19 protein-coding genes are annotated in these 18,562 nt (G+C 71.6%); 12 read left to right on the top strand and 7 right to left on the bottom strand.

What is annotated here, in order from left to right; genetic code table 11:
* Positions 1 to 72: 72 nt before the first annotated feature.
* Positions 73 to 1,110, bottom strand: coding sequence for a zinc-dependent alcohol dehydrogenase family protein (locus tag ORI60_RS24270; RefSeq protein ID WP_266040069.1), 1,038 nt, complete (start codon positions 1,108 to 1,110; stop codon positions 73 to 75).
* A gap of 191 nt (positions 1,111 to 1,301) precedes the next feature.
* Between ORI60_RS24270 and ORI60_RS24275 the strand changes: the two genes are divergently transcribed.
* From ORI60_RS24275 to ORI60_RS24290, 4 genes are read left to right on the top strand one after another with little or no spacing between them, the layout of a single operon-like run.
* Entirely contained in the window at positions 1,302 to 2,672 is a 1,371-nt protein-coding gene (locus ORI60_RS24275) for an APC family permease (RefSeq protein ID WP_266040071.1), read from the top strand.
* Positions 2,669 to 3,913, top strand: coding sequence for an arginine deiminase (locus ORI60_RS24280; protein ID WP_266040073.1), 1,245 nt, complete (start codon positions 2,669 to 2,671; stop codon positions 3,911 to 3,913). Before ORI60_RS24275 ends, ORI60_RS24280 begins: the two co-directional genes overlap by 4 nt.
* Positions 3,914 to 3,926: 13 nt before the next feature.
* The gene (gene argF / locus ORI60_RS24285; RefSeq protein WP_266040075.1) at positions 3,927 to 4,919 is read left to right on the top strand and encodes an ornithine carbamoyltransferase; all 993 of its coding nucleotides are present in this window, start codon (positions 3,927 to 3,929) and stop codon (positions 4,917 to 4,919) included.
* Positions 4,919 to 5,890 (top strand): carbamate kinase, encoded by a 972-nt coding sequence (locus ORI60_RS24290; protein WP_266040076.1) that lies wholly within the window; start codon positions 4,919 to 4,921, stop codon positions 5,888 to 5,890. Before argF ends, ORI60_RS24290 begins: the two co-directional genes overlap by 1 nt.
* Here ORI60_RS24290 and ORI60_RS24295 read toward each other — a convergent pair.
* Together ORI60_RS24295 and ORI60_RS24300 are read right to left on the bottom strand one after the other, a co-directional pair.
* Entirely contained in the window at positions 5,874 to 6,515 is a 642-nt protein-coding gene (locus ORI60_RS24295) for a response regulator transcription factor (protein WP_266040077.1), read from the bottom strand. The two genes, ORI60_RS24290 and ORI60_RS24295, sit on opposite strands and share 17 nt — an antisense overlap.
* Positions 6,512 to 7,711 carry a sensor histidine kinase gene (locus tag ORI60_RS24300; RefSeq protein ID WP_266040078.1) on the bottom strand — a complete coding sequence of 400 codons (1,200 nt, stop codon included), beginning with the start codon at positions 7,709 to 7,711 and terminating at the stop codon, positions 6,512 to 6,514. Before ORI60_RS24300 ends, ORI60_RS24295 begins: the two co-directional genes overlap by 4 nt.
* 166 nt (positions 7,712 to 7,877) lie before the next feature.
* On the opposite strand from ORI60_RS24300, the gene ORI60_RS24305 reads away from it, so the two are divergent.
* The 3 genes from ORI60_RS24305 to ORI60_RS24315 all read left to right on the top strand — a co-directional run bounded on the left by ORI60_RS24305 (position 7,878) and on the right by ORI60_RS24315 (position 10,983).
* Positions 7,878 to 8,933, top strand: a complete 1,056-nt coding sequence (locus ORI60_RS24305) for an ABC transporter permease (protein ID WP_266040079.1) — start codon at positions 7,878 to 7,880, stop codon at positions 8,931 to 8,933.
* Entirely contained in the window at positions 8,930 to 9,676 is a 747-nt protein-coding gene (locus ORI60_RS24310; protein WP_266040080.1) for an ABC transporter ATP-binding protein, read from the top strand. Before ORI60_RS24305 ends, ORI60_RS24310 begins: the two co-directional genes overlap by 4 nt.
* Positions 9,677 to 9,858: 182 nt before the next feature.
* The gene (locus tag ORI60_RS24315; RefSeq protein ID WP_266040081.1) at positions 9,859 to 10,983 is read left to right on the top strand and encodes a Gmad2 immunoglobulin-like domain-containing protein; all 1,125 of its coding nucleotides are present in this window, start codon (positions 9,859 to 9,861) and stop codon (positions 10,981 to 10,983) included.
* A 574-nt stretch (positions 10,984 to 11,557) separates the two neighbouring features.
* On the opposite strand, the gene ORI60_RS24320 is transcribed toward ORI60_RS24315, so the two are convergent.
* Positions 11,558 to 11,680 carry a hypothetical protein gene (locus ORI60_RS24320; RefSeq protein WP_266040082.1) on the bottom strand — a complete coding sequence of 41 codons (123 nt, stop codon included), beginning with the start codon at positions 11,678 to 11,680 and terminating at the stop codon, positions 11,558 to 11,560.
* Positions 11,681 to 12,103: 423 nt separating this feature from the next.
* Here ORI60_RS24320 and ORI60_RS24325 point away from each other — a divergent pair, with 423 nt between their 5' ends.
* From ORI60_RS24325 to ORI60_RS24335, 3 genes are read left to right on the top strand one after another with little or no spacing between them, the layout of a single operon-like run.
* Complete coding sequence (locus ORI60_RS24325; protein ID WP_266040084.1) at positions 12,104 to 13,495, top strand: MBL fold metallo-hydrolase; 1,392 nt, start codon at positions 12,104 to 12,106, stop codon at positions 13,493 to 13,495.
* Positions 13,492 to 14,067 carry a rhodanese-like domain-containing protein gene (locus tag ORI60_RS24330; RefSeq protein WP_266040085.1) on the top strand — a complete coding sequence of 192 codons (576 nt, stop codon included), beginning with the start codon at positions 13,492 to 13,494 and terminating at the stop codon, positions 14,065 to 14,067. Before ORI60_RS24325 ends, ORI60_RS24330 begins: the two co-directional genes overlap by 4 nt.
* 5 nt (positions 14,068 to 14,072) lie before the next feature.
* The gene (locus ORI60_RS24335; protein WP_266040086.1) at positions 14,073 to 14,948 is read left to right on the top strand and encodes a sulfite exporter TauE/SafE family protein; all 876 of its coding nucleotides are present in this window, start codon (positions 14,073 to 14,075) and stop codon (positions 14,946 to 14,948) included.
* Here the strand turns inward: ORI60_RS24335 and ORI60_RS24340 are convergent.
* Entirely contained in the window at positions 14,938 to 15,600 is a 663-nt protein-coding gene (locus ORI60_RS24340; RefSeq protein WP_266040088.1) for a DUF2202 domain-containing protein, read from the bottom strand. The two genes, ORI60_RS24335 and ORI60_RS24340, sit on opposite strands and share 11 nt — an antisense overlap.
* A gap of 144 nt (positions 15,601 to 15,744) precedes the next feature.
* On the opposite strand from ORI60_RS24340, the gene ORI60_RS24345 reads away from it, so the two are divergent.
* Together ORI60_RS24345 and ORI60_RS24350 are read left to right on the top strand one after the other, a co-directional pair.
* A complete protein-coding gene (locus ORI60_RS24345) occupies positions 15,745 to 16,434 on the top strand; it encodes a response regulator transcription factor (RefSeq protein WP_266040090.1) in 690 nt (229 codons plus the stop codon).
* A gap of 22 nt (positions 16,435 to 16,456) precedes the next feature.
* Complete coding sequence (locus tag ORI60_RS24350; protein ID WP_266040092.1) at positions 16,457 to 17,752, top strand: HAMP domain-containing sensor histidine kinase; 1,296 nt, start codon at positions 16,457 to 16,459, stop codon at positions 17,750 to 17,752.
* Here ORI60_RS24350 and ORI60_RS24355 read toward each other — a convergent pair.
* Entirely contained in the window at positions 17,736 to 18,134 is a 399-nt protein-coding gene (locus ORI60_RS24355) for a DUF302 domain-containing protein (RefSeq protein ID WP_266040096.1), read from the bottom strand. The two genes, ORI60_RS24350 and ORI60_RS24355, sit on opposite strands and share 17 nt — an antisense overlap.
* Before the next feature lie 12 nt (positions 18,135 to 18,146).
* The gene (trxA, locus tag ORI60_RS24360; RefSeq protein ID WP_266040098.1) at positions 18,147 to 18,506 is read right to left on the bottom strand and encodes a thioredoxin; all 360 of its coding nucleotides are present in this window, start codon (positions 18,504 to 18,506) and stop codon (positions 18,147 to 18,149) included.
* Positions 18,507 to 18,562 lie beyond the last annotated feature (56 nt).

Raw genomic sequence — 18,562 nt, forward strand, 5'->3', positions numbered from 1 at the left:
CCCCCCCCCCCCCGGGGGGCGCCCCCCCCCCCCCCGCCGCCGCCCCCCCCCCCCCCCCCCCCCCCCCTCCAGTCAGGCCTGCAGAACGACTTTCAGCGCCCCGCTGTCACCCGCGTTCTCGAACACCTCGTACGCCTGCTCCATCTCGCCGAGGGCGAACCGGTGGGTGATGAACCGCTCTCCGTCGATCCGCCCTGCCGCGACCATCCGCAGCAACGTCGGCGTGGACACGGTGTCCACGAGTCCGGTGGTGATGGTGACGTTGCGGATCCACAGGCTCTCCAGGTGCAACGTCGCGGGCTTGCCGTGCACACCGACGTTCGCGACGTGCCCGCCGGGCCGCACGAGCTTCGCGCACAGCTCGAACGTGTCCGGCACGCCGACCGCCTCGATCGCGACGTCGGCGCCCAGGCCACCGGTGAGCTCGCTGACGATCCGCTCGGCCTCCTCCGCGGTCGACGCGGTGATGTCGGCACCGAACTGCTTGGCCGCGTCGAGCCGCGACGCCGCGAGGTCCACGGCGACGACGTGGCCGGGGCTGTAGAGCTGCGCGGTCTGGATCGCGGCCAGCCCGATCGGCCCGGCACCGACGATCACGACGGTGTCCGCGGGCTTCACGGTCCCGTTGAGCACGCCGACCTCGTAGGCGGTGGGCAGGATGTCGGCGAGCACGACCGCCGCGGTGTCGCTGACGTCGGCGGGCAGGAGGTGCGTGGAGGTGTCGGCGAACGGCACCCGCACGTACTCGGCCTGCACGCCGTCGACCAGGTGGCCGAGGATCCAGCCACCGCCGCCGAGGCACTGCCCGTAGCTGCCGGTGCGGCAGTACTGGCAACGTCCGCACGCGGAGATGCAGGAGATCAGCACCCGGTCGCCCGGCTGGAGTCCCGTGACCGACGCCCCGACCTGCTCGACCACGCCGACGGCCTCGTGCCCGAGGATCCTGCCCGGCTCGACCTCGGGCACGTCCCCCTTGAGGATGTGCAGGTCGGTGCCGCAGATGGTGACCGCGGTGACGCGCACTATCGCGTCCGCCGGGTCCTTGATCTCGGGCTTCGGCACGTCCTTCCACTCGCGCTTGCCGGGGCCTCCGTAGACCAGCGCCTTCATCTGTTCCTCCTCGTGGAGTCGCCTTTCTCCTCAGGCTTGTCGCGTGACGGGGCGGTGCGCAGAGACGGGGGTCCCGCACGGCCGGGGACCTTGTGCCCGGTGCCGACGAGACGTGAGCAGGTGGGGGAGCAGCCCCGTCCCGGCGCAGGCTGCTCACAGCGAAGAGTCCACATCGGAGTGAGGAGAACGCTGTGAGCACAGACGTAGCGGGACCGGAGGCCGCCACACGGCCCGGTCCGGCCGACCGGCCACGGCCGTCCAGGTTCGGCCTGCCCACCGCGACCGCCCTGGTGGTCGGATCCGTGATCGGAACCGGCGTGTTCGGCCTGCCGACCGCACTGGCGGCGTTCGGCCCGGTCAGCCTCGTGGCGTTCGTCCTGGTGTCGATCGGCGCGCTGGCGCTCGCGCTGACGTTCGGCGCGCTGGCGAAGCGCATCAGCGGCTCCGGCGGTCCGTACGTGTACGCCAGGGAGGCGTTCGGCGAGTTCGCGGGGTTCCTCAACGCCTGGTGCTACTGGATCACCGCGTGGGCGGGCAACGCGGCGATCGTCGTGGCGCTGGTCGGGTACGTCGAGGTGTTCGTCAACACCGAGCACCAGGTCGGCTGGTCCATCGTGATCGCGCTGGCGGGCCTGTGGATTCCGGCTCTGGTCAACCTGTCCGGACTGCGGAGCATGGCCGTCACGCAGGTCGTCTTCACGGTGCTGAAGATCGTGCCGTTGCTGTTCATGGCCACGGTCGGCCTGCTCTTCGTGAAGTCGGCGAACTTCGGTCCGTTCAACGCGAGCGGCACCTCGATCGGCGGCGCCATCTCGGCCGCGGCGGCGATCGCGTTGTTCAGCTTCATCGGCATCGAGACCGCGTCGGTGGCCGCCGGCCGTGTCCGCGATCCCGAGCGCAACGTCGGGCGGGCCACCGTGCTCGGCACGATCGGCTGCGCGGTCATCTACGTCCTCGGCACGCTCACCGTCTTCGGCACCGTGCCGAACGGCACGCTGCGCGAGAGCTCGGCGCCGTTCACCGACTCCGCCAACGCCATCTTCGGCGGCCAGTGGGCCGGTCAGGCCGTGGCGATCGCCGCCGTGGTGTCCGGCATCGGCTGCCTCGTCGGCTGGACCCTGATCGTCGGCGAGATGCCGATGGCCGCCGCCAAGGACAAGCTGTTCCCGAAGGCGTTCCTGCGCACCCGCGGCGACGTCCCGAGCTTCGGCATCATCAGCTCCACCGTGCTCGCCTCGGCGCTGGTGGTCGTCAGCTACACGAACTTCGAGCAGGTCTTCACCACGCTCGTGCTGCTGTCGGTGTTCACCGCCGTCGTGCCCTACCTGTTCAGCGCCGCCGCACAGCTGTACTGGCTGCTCGTGCGCGGCCGCCGGGCCGAGTGGCCGCACCTCGTGCGCGACTGCACCGTCTCGGTCCTCGCTCTCGCCTTCGGCTTCTGGGCCCTGGCCGGCAGCGGCTACCAGGCCGTCTACTACGGCGTCGTGTGCCTGCTGCTGGGCGTGCCGCTCTACATCTGGCTGAAGGTCGGCCGCCGCGAGTACGGCGAGGTCGGGTCGTGACCCTCGGCGTCGGATCCGAAGTCGGCGCGCTCCGCCAGGTGATCGTTCACCGCCCCGGCCTGGAACTGAGCAGGCTCACCCCGCGCAACTGCGACGAGCTCCTGTTCGACGACGTGCTCTGGGCCTCGAAGGCCCAGGAGGAACACGACGTGTTCGCCGCGGTGCTGCGCGATCGGGGGATCGTCGTGCACCACACCGGCGTCCTGCTCGCCGAGACCCTGGAGCTGCCCGAGGCGCGGGCGTTCGTGCTCGATCGCGTGTGCACACCGGAACTGCTCGGCCCGACGCTGACCGGCCCGGTGCGCGAGTTCGCGGAGAAGGTCGACGCCCCGGTGCTCGCCGAACTCCTCGTCGGCGGGGTGACCCGTGCCGACCTGTCTCCGCTCGGCGTGCAGAGCCTGCGGTGGAACAGCCTCGGACTCGACGACTTCGTGCTGCCACCGCTGCCGAACACGCTCTTCCCGCGCGACAGCTCGGCGTGGATCTACGGCGGTGTCACCGTCAACCCGATGGCCAAGGCCGCTCGCCGTCGCGAAACCCTGCACTGCCAGGCGATCTACCGCTACCACCCGCTGTTCGCCGACGCGGTGTTCCCGATCTACTACGGCGCGGACGACGCCGGTCACCAGCCCGCGACGCTGGAAGGCGGGGACATCCTGGTCCTCGGGCGCGGCACAGTGCTGATCGGGATGGGGGAGCGCACCACCCCGATGGGAGTGGAGATCCTGGCGCGCGAACTGTTCCGCACCGGGCAGGCCACCTCCGTCGCGGCGGTGCAGTTGCCCCGCTCGCACGCGCTCATGCACCTCGACACGGTCATGACGATGCTCGATCCGGCCACGTTCATCCGCTATCCCGGCCTCGACCCCGAGTCGCTCACGACGTGGGTGATCACCCCCGCCGACGCGGAGGAGGTCGTCGAGCGCGGCTCGGCCGGCCTGCGCGTGCAGGAGCGGACCTCGGTGTTCACCACGATCGCCGAACTGCTCGGCATCGACCGGCTGCGCGTGCTGTGCGCGGACGAGGACGCCCGAGCCGCCGAACGCGAACAGTGGGACGACGCCAACAACTTCCTCGCTCTCGCACCCGGCGTCGTCGTCGGCTACGAGCGCAACACCGTCACCAACACCATGCTCGCCGACCACGGCATCGAGGTCATCTCCATCCCCGGCAACGAACTCGGCCGCGGCCGGGGCGGAGCCCGCTGCATGACCTGCCCGATCCAGCGCGACGGCATCTGAAAGGACATCTTCGATGCGACACCCCGGCTCTCTGCTCAAGGAACTCGACCTCACCAAGGAGAAGTTCCTCGACCTCGTCTCCCAGGCCCGCGGACTGAAGCGCGCCAAGGCGTCCGGCGTCGAGCACCCGGTCCTGACCGGCAAGAACATCGCCCTCGTCTTCGAGAAGAGCTCCACCCGCACCCGCTGCGCCTTCGAGGTCGCCGCGCACGACCAGGGCGCCCACGTCACCTACCTCGACCCGACCGGCTCCCACATGGGCCGCGAGGAGTCCATCCCGGACACTGCCAAGGTCCTCGGCCGCATGTTCGACGCCATCGAGTTCCGCGGCTTCGCCCAGGACACCGTCGAGACGCTGGCCGAGCACGCCGGCGTGCCCGTGTGGAACGGCCTCACCGACTCCTGGCACCCCACCCAGATGCTCGCCGACGTCCTCACCATGACCGAGAACTCCACCGACCGGGTCGAGGACATCAGCTTCGCCTTCGTCGGCGACGGCCACAACAACGTCGCCCGCTCCCTGCTCGTCACCGGCGCCCTGCTCGGCATGGACGTCCGCATCGCGGCACCCGCCGCGCTGCAACCCCCTGCCGACGTGATCGCCAAGGCCCACGAGCTGGCCGCCACGAGCGGCGCCCGCGTGCTCGTCACCGACGACCCCGAACAGGCCGTCGCCGGCGTCGACTTCATCTACACCGACGTCTGGGTCAGCATGGGCGACTCGCCCGAGGCCTGGGACACCCGCGTCCCCCTGCTCACGCCCTACCGCGTCACCGCCGAACTGATGAAGGCCACCGGCAACCCCGGCACGAAGTTCCTGCACTGCCTGCCGTCCATCCACGACCGCACCACGACCGTGGGCCGCCGGGTCCACGACCAGTACGGCCTCGACGGCGCCGAAGTCACCGACGAGGTGTTCTCGTCACCCGCGTCGGTCGTCTTCGACCAGGCCGAGAACCGCCTGCACACCATCAAGGCGGTCATCGTCGCCGGGCTGGCCTCCTGATGCGCATCGTCGTCGCACTCGGAGGCAACGCCCTGCTCCTGCGCGGCGAACGAGCCGACGCCTCCGTCCAGCTCCACCACGTCGAAGCAGCGGCACGAGCCCTCGCGCCGCTCGCCGCGGAACACGAACTCGTGGTGTGCCACGGCAACGGCCCGCAGATCGGCCTGCTGGCACTGGAAAGCGAGGCGGACCCGTCACTGACCCGCCCGTACCCGCTCGACACCCTCGGCGCCGAGACCCAGGGCATGATCGGCTACTGGCTCGCCCAGTCCCTCCGCAACGCGGGCGTTCGCAAACCCGTCCTCGCCGTGGTCACCCAGACCGTCGTCGACGCGGCCGACCCGGCGTTCGCCGAGCCGACGAAGTTCATCGGCCCGATCTACGACCGCGCCCAGGCCGACCGGCTGGCCGAGCTGAACGGATGGACCATGGCGGCGGACGGCTCGCATTGGCGGCGCGTCGTCGCTTCACCCGAGCCGCTCCGGCTGGTGGAGCAGGAGTCCGTCGAGCAGCTGGTGAGCGGTGGGACGATCGTGGTCTGCGCGGGTGGCGGGGGAGCACCCGTCGTCGACGACGGGCAGTTGCGCGGCGTCGAGGCGGTGGTGGACAAGGACCTCACGTCGGCTGCGCTGGCGATCGCGTTGAAGGCGGACCACCTGCTCCTGCTCACCGACGTGCCCGCGGTGATGTCCGACTACGGCATGCCGACCGAGGAACCGCTGCACCACCTGGACGTGGCCGAACTCGGGCACCTGAGCTTCCCCGCGGGTTCGATGGGACCGAAGATCGAGGCGTGCCGCCGGTTCGTCGAAGCGACCGGCTCGACCGCGGGGATCGGAGCGCTGACCGATGCCGCGGGACTCCTGGCGGGCACCGCCGGCACGACGGTCGGCCGGCTGACGCCTCGCGGTGGACGGTCCGGCTCCTGCACCGGGTCGAGTTCAGGAGGTCCCGTCATCGTCGGGAGTTGATGATGCCCAGGTCGGAGGCCGCGGCCACGGCCGCGGTGCGGGAGCCGACGCCCAGTTTGGTGTAGATGCGGGCCAGGTGGGATTTGACCGTGCCTTCGGTGAGGTGGAGGCGGGCGGCGGCGGGCGGGGGGGGGGGGGCGGCGGGGGCGGGGGGGGGGGGCGCGGGGGCGCGGCGGGGGGGGGGGGGGGCCGGGGTGCGCAGGCGGTTCATGAGGCGGTCGGCGACGGTGGGCGCCAGGGCGGTGTGGCCCGCGGCCGCTGTGCGCACCGCGGCTGCCAGGTCCTCTGGAGGTGCGTCTTTCAGCAGGTAGCCGGTGGCGCCCGCTTCTATCGCGGGCAAGGTGTCGGCGTCGGTGTCGTAGGTCGTGATGATCACCACGCGTGGCGCGCCGGGGCGGCCGGTGATCGCCGCGGTGGCCTCGGCGCCGGTCATGCCGCCCTTGAACCGCAGGTCCATCAGGACCACGTCGACGTCTCCCTCGGATGCTCGTGCGACGGCGGCTTCGGCGGTGTCCGTCTCGGCCACCACCAGCAGGCCGGGTTCCGTTTCCAGGACGGCGCGCAGGCCGGCGCGCACGACGGGGTGGTCGTCGGCCAGCAGGAGGCGGATGGGCGTGTCGGTCACCGGTGCTCCTCGGGAGTGGTGAGGGGCAGGCGCGCGGCGAGGGCGGTGCCGCGGCCGGGGGTGCTGTCCACGGTGAGTGTGCCGCCCAGCGCTCGGGCGCGGGCGCGCATGGTCGCGAGGCCGAAGCCTCCGGTGTCCGCGCCGGGAAGCGGGAGAGGGCCGAAGCCGGTGCCGTCGTCCACCACCTCGATCGCCACCTGGTCGCTCTGGTAGCCGAGGGTCACGGTGATGGCCTGGGCCCCCGAGTGGCTGACGGCGTTGGCCAGGGCCGACTGGGCGATGCGCAGCAGGGTCACCTCGTGGGCGGTGGGCAGCGGCACGGGCGGACCGGTCAGGTGGAAGCCGACGGTTGCCGCGTGCCGTTCGGAGGTGGTGGTGCACAGCCGGTCCAGGGCGTCGGCGAGAGACGTGCCTTCCAGGCCGGGCGGGGCCAGGGCGGCTACGAAGCGACGGGCTTCGGCCAGGTTGTCGACTGCGCAGTGGCGGGCCTGGCCGACGTAGCCGGCGGCCTTCTCGGGCTGGGCGGGCAGGGCTCGTTCGGCGGCGCGCAGGAGCAGCTGGATGCTGGAGAGGCCCTGGGCGAGGGTGTCGTGGATCTCGCTCGCCAGGCGTTCGCGTTCGGCCTGGACGCCCGCGTTGTGCTGGGCTTCGGCCAGGTCGGCGCGGGTGGCGGTGAGCTCGTCGATCAGGACGCGGCGGCGTTCGCTCTCGCGGTGGAGGGTCTGGTAGCCCCAGACCACGGCCACCGCCACGGCGGCGCCCAGGGCCGGGCCGATCGCGACGGCCGGGGTGAAGGTGCCGGTGTGGGTGGCGAAGCCGGTGATCGCGGCCGACGCCGTGATCGTCACCGCTGCCAGGCCCGCCGGGCGTGGCAGCAGGTGCAGCTGGAGGAAGTAGAGCGGGAACGCCAGCCAGACCGCGTCGGCGGACAGGGCCAGCAACGTCAGCCACACGAGGCCCACCGCGGCTGTCCACATGGCCGCGGCACGGCGGGACGTGCGGACGCCGGGCAGCAGCGGGCCGGCTGCGTAGAGCAGGCCCAGTGCGGTGGCGACCGCGATGACGGCCGCCGCGCGCGGCGCGTCACCCAGCACGGCCCTCAGCGCGGTCAGGGCCAGCAGGCAGACGACCAGCAGGTGCAGGCACCAGGTCAGCACGCGGCCGGTCGGTGTGAGGGCGGGGGCGGTCGTGTCCACAGTTCTCCCAGCCTAGGCACCTCGCGCCCGGTCGGCCTCTGTCGAAAGACACAACCTTCGTGTCCTCTTCGGACGCACCGGGTGACGTCCTGCGCCAGAGGCGGCCCGGCGCGTTCGCGACGACAGTGAAGCCATCGCGCTCACCACCCGAAAGGCTGTTCACGCCGTGTTCGTCGCACTGAGAGACCTCAGGTTCGCCCAAGGTCGCTTCGCCCTGATGGGTGTCGTGATCGTGCTCATCACCGCGCTGGTCGGCTTGTTGTCCGGGCTGACCACCGGACTCGGACGGCAGAACGTGTCCGCGATCACCGATCTGCCCGTGGACCGGATCGCCTTCTCCGGGCCCGCGCAGGACCTGTCCTATTCGGACTCCGCTGTGACGGAGGCGCAGGTGCGGCACTGGGCCGGCACCGAGGGCGTGGTAATGGCCGAACCCCTGGGGATCAGCACGACCAGGGCCACCGCGGGCGGCCGGAACGCGGCTGTGTCGGTCTTCGGCGTGTCGCCCGGCTCGGAACTGGTCGGGGACGTCGGCGACAGGACGGTCGTGTTGTCCGTTCCCGCGGCCGAGGAGCTCGGCGCCACCACCGGTGACACCGTCACCCTGGCAGGACAGGACCTGACGGTGACCGCCGTGCGTGGCGACGCCTGCTTCAGCCACACCCCGGTCGTCTGGACGAGCCTCGGCACTTGGCGCAGCACCGCGCCTCCCGGCACCACGGCGACGGTCATCGCGCTGAAGACCCGTCCGGACATCGACGTCGAGGCGGCGGACGCCGTGGCCGGGACTCGCACCACCACGAGGGACGACTCCCTGACCGCCATCGGCTCCTACCGCTCGGAGAACGGCTCGCTGCAACTCATGCGGGGCTTCCTGTTCGTCATCTCGGCGCTCGTCATCGGTGCCTTCTTCACCGTCTGGACGATCCAGCGCAGCGGTGACATCGCCGTCCTGAAGGCTCTCGGCGCCTCCACCGGCACCTTGCTGCGCGACGCGCTGGGGCAAGCACTCGTGCTGCTGGTCAGCGGGACCCTGGTCGGCACGGCGCTCGCCGCCGCCGCCGGGACGCTCGTGCGGGACACCGTCCCGTTCCTGCTCGACCCCGCGACCGTCCTCACTCCCGCCGTCACCACGGTCGTGCTCGGGGCGTTCGGTGCCGCTCTGGCGGTGCGCCGCATCACCACAGTCGACCCGCTGACCGCCCTGGGGAGTGCCCGATGAGCCTGACCCTGACCGACGTCACCCTCACCTATCCCGACGGCGACAGCACGGTCACCGCTCTCGACCGGGTGACCCTCCACGTGCCCAGGGGCACCACGACGGCGGTGATCGGCCCGTCCGGCTCCGGCAAGTCCAGCCTTCTCGCCGTCGCCGCCACCCTCGTCGCCCCCGACTCCGGCACCGTCGCGATCGACGGCGCCGGGACCACCGGACTGAACCGCGGCAGACTCGCGGAACTGCGCCGTCACCGGATAGGCATCGTCTTCCAGCAACCCAACCTGCTGCCCGCCCTCACCGCCGCCGAGCAGCTCCAGGTCATGGCGTACGTCACCGGCCGCAAGCCCGCCGAGGCACGCCGCACGGCACTGGACCTGCTGGACGCGGTCGGTCTCGCGGATCACGCCGCACGCCGCCCCCACCAGCTCTCCGGCGGCCAGCGCCAGCGCGTCAACATCGCCCGCGCACTGATGAACAACCCCACCGTCCTGCTCGTCGACGAACCCACGAGCGCCTTGGACCACGACCGCGGTGCCGCGGTGGTCGAGCTCATCACCGGGCTGACCCGCCGGCAGGCCACCGCGACGGTCCTGGTCACCCACGACCGGAGCCACCTCACGGCCGTCGACGACGTCGTCACGATCCACGACGGCCGGTTGCGGAAGCCGAACCGCAGGACGCCATCGGACAGCGTGCCCCCGGACTGCTCGGAGCCCGCCCGAGCAGGGGCAGAGGTCAGGCCCTGAGGACGGCACATGGTCCCGTGGCGACGATCCCTTCGATTCTGTGAGCGCACTGTGCCTGAGCGCAGGCTTTTCACAGTGCCCGAGCGGAGCTGACCGCTCCGGACGACCTGTTCGCGGAGGCGGCGGTCCTCGCCCCGTGCGGGCGCGAGGCTCCTTCGCGACGCTGGGACAGGGAGAAGGCCATGAGGCGGTTCGGGAGCAGACGGCGGCTGTGGCTGGTGGTCAGTGTGGTGATCGGCGTGGTCGTTCTTCTCGGCGGTGTGCTGGTCGCGCTGAAGGTGGGCCGGCCGGGACCTCCGGTCGCCACGGGCACCACGTCGCCGACGACGTCCGCCCCGTCCGCGACCACCGCCCCATCAGGCGGTGAGTCGACCACGGTCTCCGTGTACTTCCACCGCGGCGGACTCGACGATCCGGGCAAGGTCGTGGCGGTGCCGCGCACGGTGCCCAGGACGCGGATGGTCGCGACGGCGGCGCTGAACGAGCTGCTGCCCGGACCCACCGCGGCCGAGCACGAGGCGGGGTACTGGTCGATGTTCGTGCCGGCGACCGCCAGGACGCTGAAGAGCGTGCGGATCGCGGACGGCGTCGCGCACGCCGACTTCACGAACTTCAGCACCGTCATCCCGAACGCGAGTTCGAGCGCGGGCAGCGCGGCACTGCTGGCCGAGCTGGACTCGACGCTCAAGCAGTTCCCGACGGTCAAGTCCACCGTGTACTCGTTCGACGGCGACGTCGCGGCGTTCTACCACTGGCTGCAGCTGACACCACCGGGAACACCGGGCGACCAGGCCGGTGCGCTCGCCGCGGGCAAGCGGTTCCTGGTCGACGTCGCCGGTGTGAGGGCGGCGTTCGAGGGCCCGTTCCGGTGGACCGGGGACGGCACCGCCGAGGCCACGTACTACCCGCCGTCCCCGAACGACGGCACACAGCCGGTGCGAACGCTCCCGACTGTGGTGGGACTGCAGCGCGCGGGCGGCCAGTGGTGGGTGACCGGTGCTCGCTCGGAGGTCATCCAGGTCGACGCGCCGAAGAGCGGGCAGACGGTGTCGTCGCCACTCGCCTTGAGCGGCCGGGCCCACGTGTTCGAGGGCAACGTGACCGTGCGCGTGGTGACCGAGCAGGACGGCGGCACCACCGAGATCGCCAAGAGCTTCGTCACCGGCGGCGGCGACGCGCTGCGCCCGTTCCAGGGGGAGATCAGCTTTCCGCAGCCTTTGAACGGCAACGGATGGGTGCTGTTCCAGGAGTACTCCGCCGCGAACGGAGAGGTCGTCCTCACCACCGCGGTGCGCGTCAACTTCTGAGCAGGGTCCCCCGGCGTCGAAGTGCTCAGGCGCGCTTCGCGCGACGAACTCGGCTGCGTGGACGGCGCGCGTCAGACTTCGCCGAACCACTTCAGCACGCGCAGGGCGCGCAACGTGTTCCAGGGCATCGGTCAGCCGCTCGTCCCGGTGCGCTCCGGCGGAGCGGAAGTGGTCCAGCGCGCGGAGCACGTCGTAGCGCCATGGCGGTGGGAAGGTCAGGCGGAGCATCGCCGGGTCGACCACGGCGCCGGTGTGGTGGGAGCGGTAGGGGCGGTGGGCCAGCAGGAACTCCCGGCCGCGTGCCTCCGCCCCGCCCTGGTCCCGTCGGCAGTTCCAGCCGCCGTCCGGCATTTGCTCGCGCATCAGGTAGTCGACGAGCCGTTCCCGGCGCGTGTCCGCGATCCCGAAGTTCCGCCCTCCACACCGCCTCCGGCGCGTCTTGAAGGTCGCGCATCACCTGCCAGCGGATGGCCACGTCAGGACGTCCCCGTGATCCCCGAACGGCGGAGCGCCGGGCTTGCGCGCATCACCGCCGAGCAAAACCTCGCGCGAAGTTGACATGGCACCTGCTTTCTCAGGACTCGTCGAGGAAGCCGAGCACGAGGCGCGCTACCGACGGGCCGACACCGAGATGTCCCCTGCGGGGGAACAGAACCAGCCTGGCGTCCGGGATGGCGGCGGTGACCGAACAGCTCACGCAGCGCCATCGCGTGGTCAGCGGCGATGCCGGCCGTTCTGACGCCGGCCGCGAGACCGTGACGGCGGTACTGGAACCGTCGGTCCCGCCCGGCAGGCACCCGTGTCATGGCAGCTGCTCGCGGACGATGCGCTTGATGTCCTGATGGCGGAAGCCGCGCTCCAAGCTCAACCGGCCGCTACGTCGCCTCACGGCTCAAGCACCCGGCCCGCCGCATCCTGCTGTGCAGTGCCGATGGTCCTCACCGCCAGCCGTCTTCCGCCCCTGCCGGGCTGCGGACGGGACCTTCCGATTGCATACCCCCGGGGGTAGTTGTCGACGGCCGCGCGCGGGACGTATGGTGGAGGTGCAGATACCCCCAGGGGTATGCGTGCCGCCGGGGAATCCTCTGATCCTCAGGCGATGTGACACGAGGAGATGATCATGACGACAGAAGTCGAGGTCGTGGCGACCTCGTCTTTGGGCGACCGGAGCTACCTGGCCCACGACGGACGGGTGGCGGTGGTGGTGGATCCGCAGCGCGACATCGATCGGGTGGTGGCGCTGGCAGGCCGTCGTGGCGTGCGGATCACGCACGTCGTGGAGACCCATCTGCACAACGACTACGTGTCCGGTGGACTGGCGCTGGCCAAGCTGACCGGAGCGGTGTACGCGGTGGCGGCGGCGGACGACGTCGGGTTCGAACGCTCACCGGTGCGGGACGGGGACGAGATCGTGCTGTCCGACCGTATGCGGCTGACCGTGGTGGCCACGGCTGGGCACACGTTCCACCACGTGTCGTATGTGTTGCACGGCCCAGACGGTCCGGTGGGTGTGTTCACCGGCGGTTCGCTGCTGTTCGGCACGACCGGCCGCACGGACCTGCTCGGCAAGCAGCACGCCGAAACGCTGGCTCACCACCAGCACACCTCTGTGCGGCGGCTCGCCGATCTGGTGCCGGACGGCGCGCAGGTGTGGCCGACGCACGGGTTTGGCAGTTTCTGCTCGGCTTCCCAGGCGGACGCGCCGTCCTCGACGATCGGCAGGGAGAAGACCGCGAACCCGGCGCTGGTGCTGGAGGCCGACGACTTCGTCGCTCAGATGCTGGCCGGGTTGGACGCCTATCCCGCGTACTACGCCCACATGGGCGTGCGCAACGCCGAGGGAGCCGAACTGGTCGATCTCACTCCGGTGCGGATCGCGGACCCCGTCGAACTGCGGAGCCGGATCGACGCCCAGGAGTGGGTGGTGGATCTGCGGTCACGCAAGGCGTTCGCCCATCGGCACCTGACCGGCACGCTGAGCTTCGGCCTGGACGGGCCGATGTCCACCTGGCTGGGCTGGATGGCGCCGTGGGGCTCGCCCATCACGCTGCTGGGCGAGTCCGCCGAGCAGGTGGCCGAGGCCCAGCGCGAGCTGGCGCGGATCGGGATCGACCGGCCGGCGGCCGCGGCGACCGGAACCCCTGAACAGTGGGCCGGCGACGAGGCGCACCTGGGTGAGCTGGCGGTGGCCACGTTCACGGACCTGGCGGCGGCACGGACCGGCAAGCCGCCGCACGGACTGCCTCCCGCCGACGTGCTGCTGGACGTCCGGATGGGCGGTGAATGGCGGCAGGGCCACCTGGACGGAGCGCTGCACATCCCGTTGCCCGATCTGCCGCAGCGGGTGTCGGACGTGCCCGGCGGTGTCGTGTGGGTGCACTGCCAGTCCGGCTACCGGGCGTCCATCGCGGCGAGTGTGCTCGCCCGCGCCGGCCGTGCGGTCGTGCACGTCGACGACGACTTCGACACCGCCCGGGACACGGGCCTGCTCGTGACGGGGGAGCAGCGGTGAGCACTCCGGTGATCCTGGACGTGGCGGAGCTCCAGCGACTGGTCGAGTCCGGGAGCGCTCCGCGGTTGATCGACGTGCGCACCCCCGGCGAGTTCGAGGGCGCGCACATCCCCGGTTCCTACAACGTGCCATTGGACCTGCTGCGCGAGCACCGCGACGAGCTGCGCCACCACCTGGACGAGCAGGTGGTGCTGATCTGCCGGTCCGGGCAGCGGGCGGGGCAGGCGGAGCAGGCGCTGGCGTCGGCCGGTCTGCCCCACCTCCGGCTGCTGGCCGGTGGGATGACGGCCTGGCAGGCGGCGGGCGGCCCGGTGCGGCACGGCAGGCCGCGCTGGGACCTCGAACGCCAGGTCCGGCTGGTGGCGGGCGCGATCGTGGTCAGCGCGGTGCTCGCCGGGGTGTTCGTGCCGCCCGTCACGTGGCTCGCGGGCCTCGTGGGCGCCGGGCTCGTCGTCGCCGCGCTGAGCAACACCTGCCTGCTCGGGTTGCTGCTGGCGAAGCTGCCGTACAACCGCGGCCCGCGCACCACCGTCGAGGCCGTGGTCGCCGCACTGGGTGACGGGAGGGGGTGAGCACCATGATCGTCCTGACGCTGCTCGCCGCGGTGCTCGTCGGAGTCGCTCTGGCGGTGCTCGGCGGCGGAGGGTCGATCCTGACCGTGCCGATCCTGGTCTACCTCGCCGGGCAGGAACCCAAGCAGGCGATCGCGATGTCGTTGTTCGTCGTGGGTGTCACCAGCGCGGTAGGTGCCGTGTCGCACGCAAGGGCGGGACGCGTGCGCTGGCGCACGGGACTCGTGTTCGGTGCCGCGGGCATGGCCGGGGCGTACGGCGGCGGCCTTCTCGCGCAGTTCGTCCCCGGTACGTGGCTGCTGGCGGGCTTCGCGCTGATGATGATCGCGACCGCGGTGGCGATGATCCGCGGACGCCGTGAGGGTGTCCAGGAGAAGCCGCACGGAGAGCTGCCGGTCGGACGGGTCGTCGCCGAAGGCGTCGCGGTGGGTGCGATCACCGGTCTGGTCGGTGCCGGTGGTGGCTTCCTCGTGGTGCCGGCGCTCGCGTTGCTGGGCGGACTTCCGATGGCGGTCGCGGTCGGCACGTCCCTCGTGGTGATCGCGATGAAGTCCTTCGCCGGACTGGCGGGCTACCTGGCGACCGTCCACATCGACTGGACGCTGGCCGCGCTGGTCACCGCGGCCGCGGTGGCGGGCAGCCTGGCGGGCGGCAGGCTGGCAGGACGGATCCCGGAGACGGTGCTGCGCAAGGGGTTCGGCTGGTTCGTCCTCGTGATGGGCGGTTTCGTGCTCGCCCAGCAGCTGCCCGTCTGGTACGGGATCGTCGCGGCGGTGCTCATCGCCGTGGGCGGTGGCGTCTGGCTCGTGCAACGCAAGCGCCGCAAAGTGACGGCAGGTGGCGGCCCCGAGCAGGGCCGCCACCCTCGCTTCACCGCTTGAGCCACCGGTCGAACGCGGCCAGGTGGTGCTGCGAACCGGTCAGCAGGTGGCCGTAGACGCGCTGGACGTCGGGCGCGGTGAGGCCGTCGAGCGACTTGCGCAGCAGCGCGATGTCCGCTGTCTCCACGGTGCGGCCCGCTTCGAGCGCGGCGTCCTGGCTGCCGGTTCCCTGCGCCAGCAACTGGTCGTAGGTCGCCTGCACGGCCGGGGTGGTGAAGCGACCGGGTGCCTGGTTCGCGGTGGGATCGGTGATCCCGTAGCGGGTCATCAGGGTCCGGACCGCGTCGAGGTGCGTGGTCTCCGCCGCGGCGATGCGGTCGAAGATCGGCAGGTCGTAGCGGTCGGCGAACGCCCTGTACAGGTCGTGCGCCAGCTTCTCCTCCTCGGCGTTGGCCGCGAGCGCCGTGCGTTGTGCCTCGGTGAGCGTGCCGCTCGGGTCGACGACTCCGGGGATGCCGAGGCATCCGCCGTCACGCGGCCCGCCGCGCGGCATGTCCATCCCGCCGGGGCCGAAGCCGGGGCCGGGGCCGAAGCCGGGGCCGGGGCCGGGCATCGGCGGAGGACCGCTCGCCAGTGCGAGAGTTCCGGCGAACGCGCCCGCGGTGACGATCACGGCCGCCGTGACCGCGGCGATCCGGGTCTGGGTCTTCATGGCTCCTCCTCTCCTCGTGACGACCTCATCGTCCCGCCGGGCGGAGGAGGTCACGTGCAGGTCGTGTGAAGATGACGTGGAGCCCGTCGCGGCGGGGTACTTGGACCCTCGAACGGGCCGGTTCGTCCGCGTAGACAGGGATTCGTGGCTGAGACGGTGCTCGTCGTCGAGGACGAGAAGGAGATCCGCGAACTGCTGCGCCGCTATCTGGAGCGAGCCGGTTTCGCCGTGCTGACCACGGGTTCCGGGGCGCAGGCGCTCACGATGGTGGCGGACCGGGTGGCCTCGCTCGTGGTGCTGGACCTGGGCCTTCCCGACGTCGACGGCGTGGAGGTGTTGCGTGCGGCGAGGGAGACCGGTGCGACGCCGGTCGTCGTGCTGACGGCGCGCGGTGCGGTGGAGGACCGGATCCGAGGGCTTGAGCTCGGCGCCGACGACTACGTCACCAAGCCGTTCAGCCCCACGGAGTTGGTGCTGCGGGTGCAGGCGGTCCTGCACCGGGCGAACGCGGCGGCCGTCCCCGCCGCGACGTCCTTCTCGGACGGTCGTCTGCTGATCGACGAGTCGCGGCACGAGGTGCACTGGAACGGTGAGCTGCTGGAGCTGACACCGACCGAGTGGGGGCTTCTGGCCGTGATCGCCGCCGTGCCGGGACGTGTCTACTCCCGTTACGAGCTGATCAACCAGGTGCGCGGGTACGAGTTCGAGGGATACGAGCGAACCGTCGACTCGCACGTGAAGAACCTGCGCCACAAGTTCGGTGAGTGCGGGCCGGACGTCGTGCAGACGGTGCACGGCGTCGGCTACCGGTTGGGGCTGCGCCGTGACCGGTGAGCGCACGACCGCCTGGGGACCGTTGAGCAGAAGGCTCTTCGCGGCGTTCGTGCTGGCCGCGCTGTCGGCCGTGGTGGTGCTCGCGGGAGCCGCGTGGTGGGGGACGGGGCAGGGGCTGGCCTCCGCGCAGGCACACGCACGGCAGCAGGCCGCCGCGCGGGTCGCCGACGCCGTCGCGGCCGCACACGCCGCCGCGGGTGGCTGGGACGGCGTGGATCTGGGTTCCGCGTCGACGCTCGCCGCGGGGGCGGGCGCCCGTCTCGTCGTGCACGCCTCCGAGGGCCGCGTCGTCTCCGGTCACGGCCGGGGCATGCCGATGAACGCCGCCGGCGGCGCGGGGTGGACCGAGGCTCCCGTGGTGGTGTCCGGCGAGGTGGTCGGCTCGGTGCACCTGGCGTTCGGCGGGCCGACCGCGTCCGCGGCAAGGGAGATCGCCTGGGGCTGGATCGTGCTGGCCGCCGTGGTCGCCCTGGTGGTCGCCACGTTCACGAGCTGGTTCGTGGGCAGGCGGATCGTCGTGCCGCTCACCCGCCTCACCCGCGCCGCGCGGCGGATCTCGGCCGGCGACCGCTCGGCGCGTGCCGGGGTGGAGGCGCCGGGGGAGCTCGGCGAGCTGGCGAACGCGTTCGACCACATGGCAGGCGAGGTCGCCCGGTCCGACCAGGCGTTGCGCGACCTCACCGGCGACGTCGCGCACGAGCTGCGCACCCCGCTGGCCACCCTGCAGGCGGGCCTCGAGGAGCTGCGCGACGGCCTGGTCCCGCCGGACCCCGGCCGCCTGACGAGTCTGCACGACCAGGCACAGCGGCTGGGGCGGATCGTGCAGGACCTCACCGAGCTCGCCGACGCGGAGGCGGCGGCGTTGTCGCTGCGGCGGCGGGAAGTCGACCTCGCCGCGGTGGCCAGGACGGCGGTGGCGGCCCACACCGCACATCTGCGGGCCGCGGGTCTGCGGGTGCGGCTCGAACTCGCGGACGGCGTCGTGGTGCGGGCGGACCCTGATCGCCTGCACCAAGCGCTGGGCAACCTGCTGGCCAACTGCGTCCGGTACCTGAGGCCGGGCGACGTCGTCACCGTCGCCGTGTGCCGTTCGGCGGACACGGCGGTGGTGGAGGTGCGGGACACGGGGCCCGGAATCCCCGAGGACGAACTGCTGCACGTCTTCGAACGGCGTTGGCGAGGCCGTGCGGGTCACACCGTCGCGGGAACGGGCATCGGGCTCGCCGTGGTCCGCGAACTCGTGGCCGCGCACGGCGGTGCGGTCACCGCCACGTCCGACACCGAGGGCACCGCCTTCACCATCAGCCTGCCGTGGTGACCAGCGAGTCGAGGGCGGCCTGGATGCGTTCGCCGGCCTCCTCGGCGATCGGCCGCAGTTCCTCCCGCTCCGGCACCTCGGCCATCAGAGCGGGGTCCAGTGCCTGCACGATGCTCCGGTCACCGTCGGCACGGACGACGACGTTGCACGGCAACAGCAGACCGATCGTCCGGTCGACCTCCAGTGCCCGGTGCGCCAGCGACGGGTTGCACGCGCCGAGGATGACGTACGGCTCGACGTCGGCGCCGAGCTTCTCGCGCATGGTCGTCCGGACGTCGATCTCGGTCAGCACGCCGAAACCCTGTTCCTTCAGCGCCGCGCGGACGGCGGGCACCGCGTCCTCGTGGGGCAGGTCGAGCGTGATGGTCAGGTCGTACTTCACGGTGGCTCCTTGTCAGCGGTGTGGCCGGGCATCGGCGCGCACCTGGTCCATGTCGAGCTCGCAGGCCCAGGTGATCAGTTCCTCGAGTGCCACCGCGGGAAGCGCGCCGGGCTGCGCGTAGACGACGACACCGTCGCGGACGACCATCAGCGTCGGAATCGACGAGATGCCGAACGTCCGCGCCAGCTCGACTTCGGACTCGGTGTTCACCTTGCCGAACGTGATGTCGCCGTGCTGGAGCGCGGCCTGCTCGAAGACCGGTGCGAACATCCGGCAGGGGCCGCACCACGACGCCCAGAAGTCGACCAGGACGGTGCCCGGCTGTTTCACGATCTCGGTGAAGTTGGACTTGGTCAGGTTGACGACTGCCATGGGGCTCTCTCCTCCCGTATACCCCTGGGGGTATCTGTTCCAACGTCGTTCGCGGT

Source organism: Lentzea sp. NEAU-D7, assembly GCF_026242055.1.
Taxonomy (GTDB): domain Bacteria; phylum Actinomycetota; class Actinomycetes; order Mycobacteriales; family Pseudonocardiaceae; genus Lentzea.

Excerpts from the sequence above, each read along its gene's own strand:
- ORI60_RS24270 (WP_266040069.1), bottom strand. The coding sequence starts at position 1,110 with ATGAAGGCGCTGGTCTACGGAGGCCCCGGCAAGCGCGAGTGGAAGGAC.
- argF (WP_266040075.1), top strand. The coding sequence starts at position 3,927 with ATGCGACACCCCGGCTCTCTGCTCAAGGAACTCGACCTCACCAAGGAG.
- ORI60_RS24290 (WP_266040076.1), top strand. The coding sequence starts at position 4,919 with ATGCGCATCGTCGTCGCACTCGGAGGCAACGCCCTGCTCCTGCGCGGC.
- ORI60_RS24310 (WP_266040080.1), top strand. The coding sequence starts at position 8,930 with ATGAGCCTGACCCTGACCGACGTCACCCTCACCTATCCCGACGGCGAC.
- ORI60_RS24315 (WP_266040081.1), top strand. The coding sequence starts at position 9,859 with ATGAGGCGGTTCGGGAGCAGACGGCGGCTGTGGCTGGTGGTCAGTGTG.
- ORI60_RS24325 (WP_266040084.1), top strand. The coding sequence starts at position 12,104 with ATGACGACAGAAGTCGAGGTCGTGGCGACCTCGTCTTTGGGCGACCGG.
- ORI60_RS24335 (WP_266040086.1), top strand. The coding sequence starts at position 14,073 with ATGATCGTCCTGACGCTGCTCGCCGCGGTGCTCGTCGGAGTCGCTCTG.
- ORI60_RS24340 (WP_266040088.1), bottom strand. The coding sequence starts at position 15,600 with ATGAAGACCCAGACCCGGATCGCCGCGGTCACGGCGGCCGTGATCGTC.
- trxA (WP_266040098.1), bottom strand. The coding sequence starts at position 18,506 with ATGGCAGTCGTCAACCTGACCAAGTCCAACTTCACCGAGATCGTGAAA.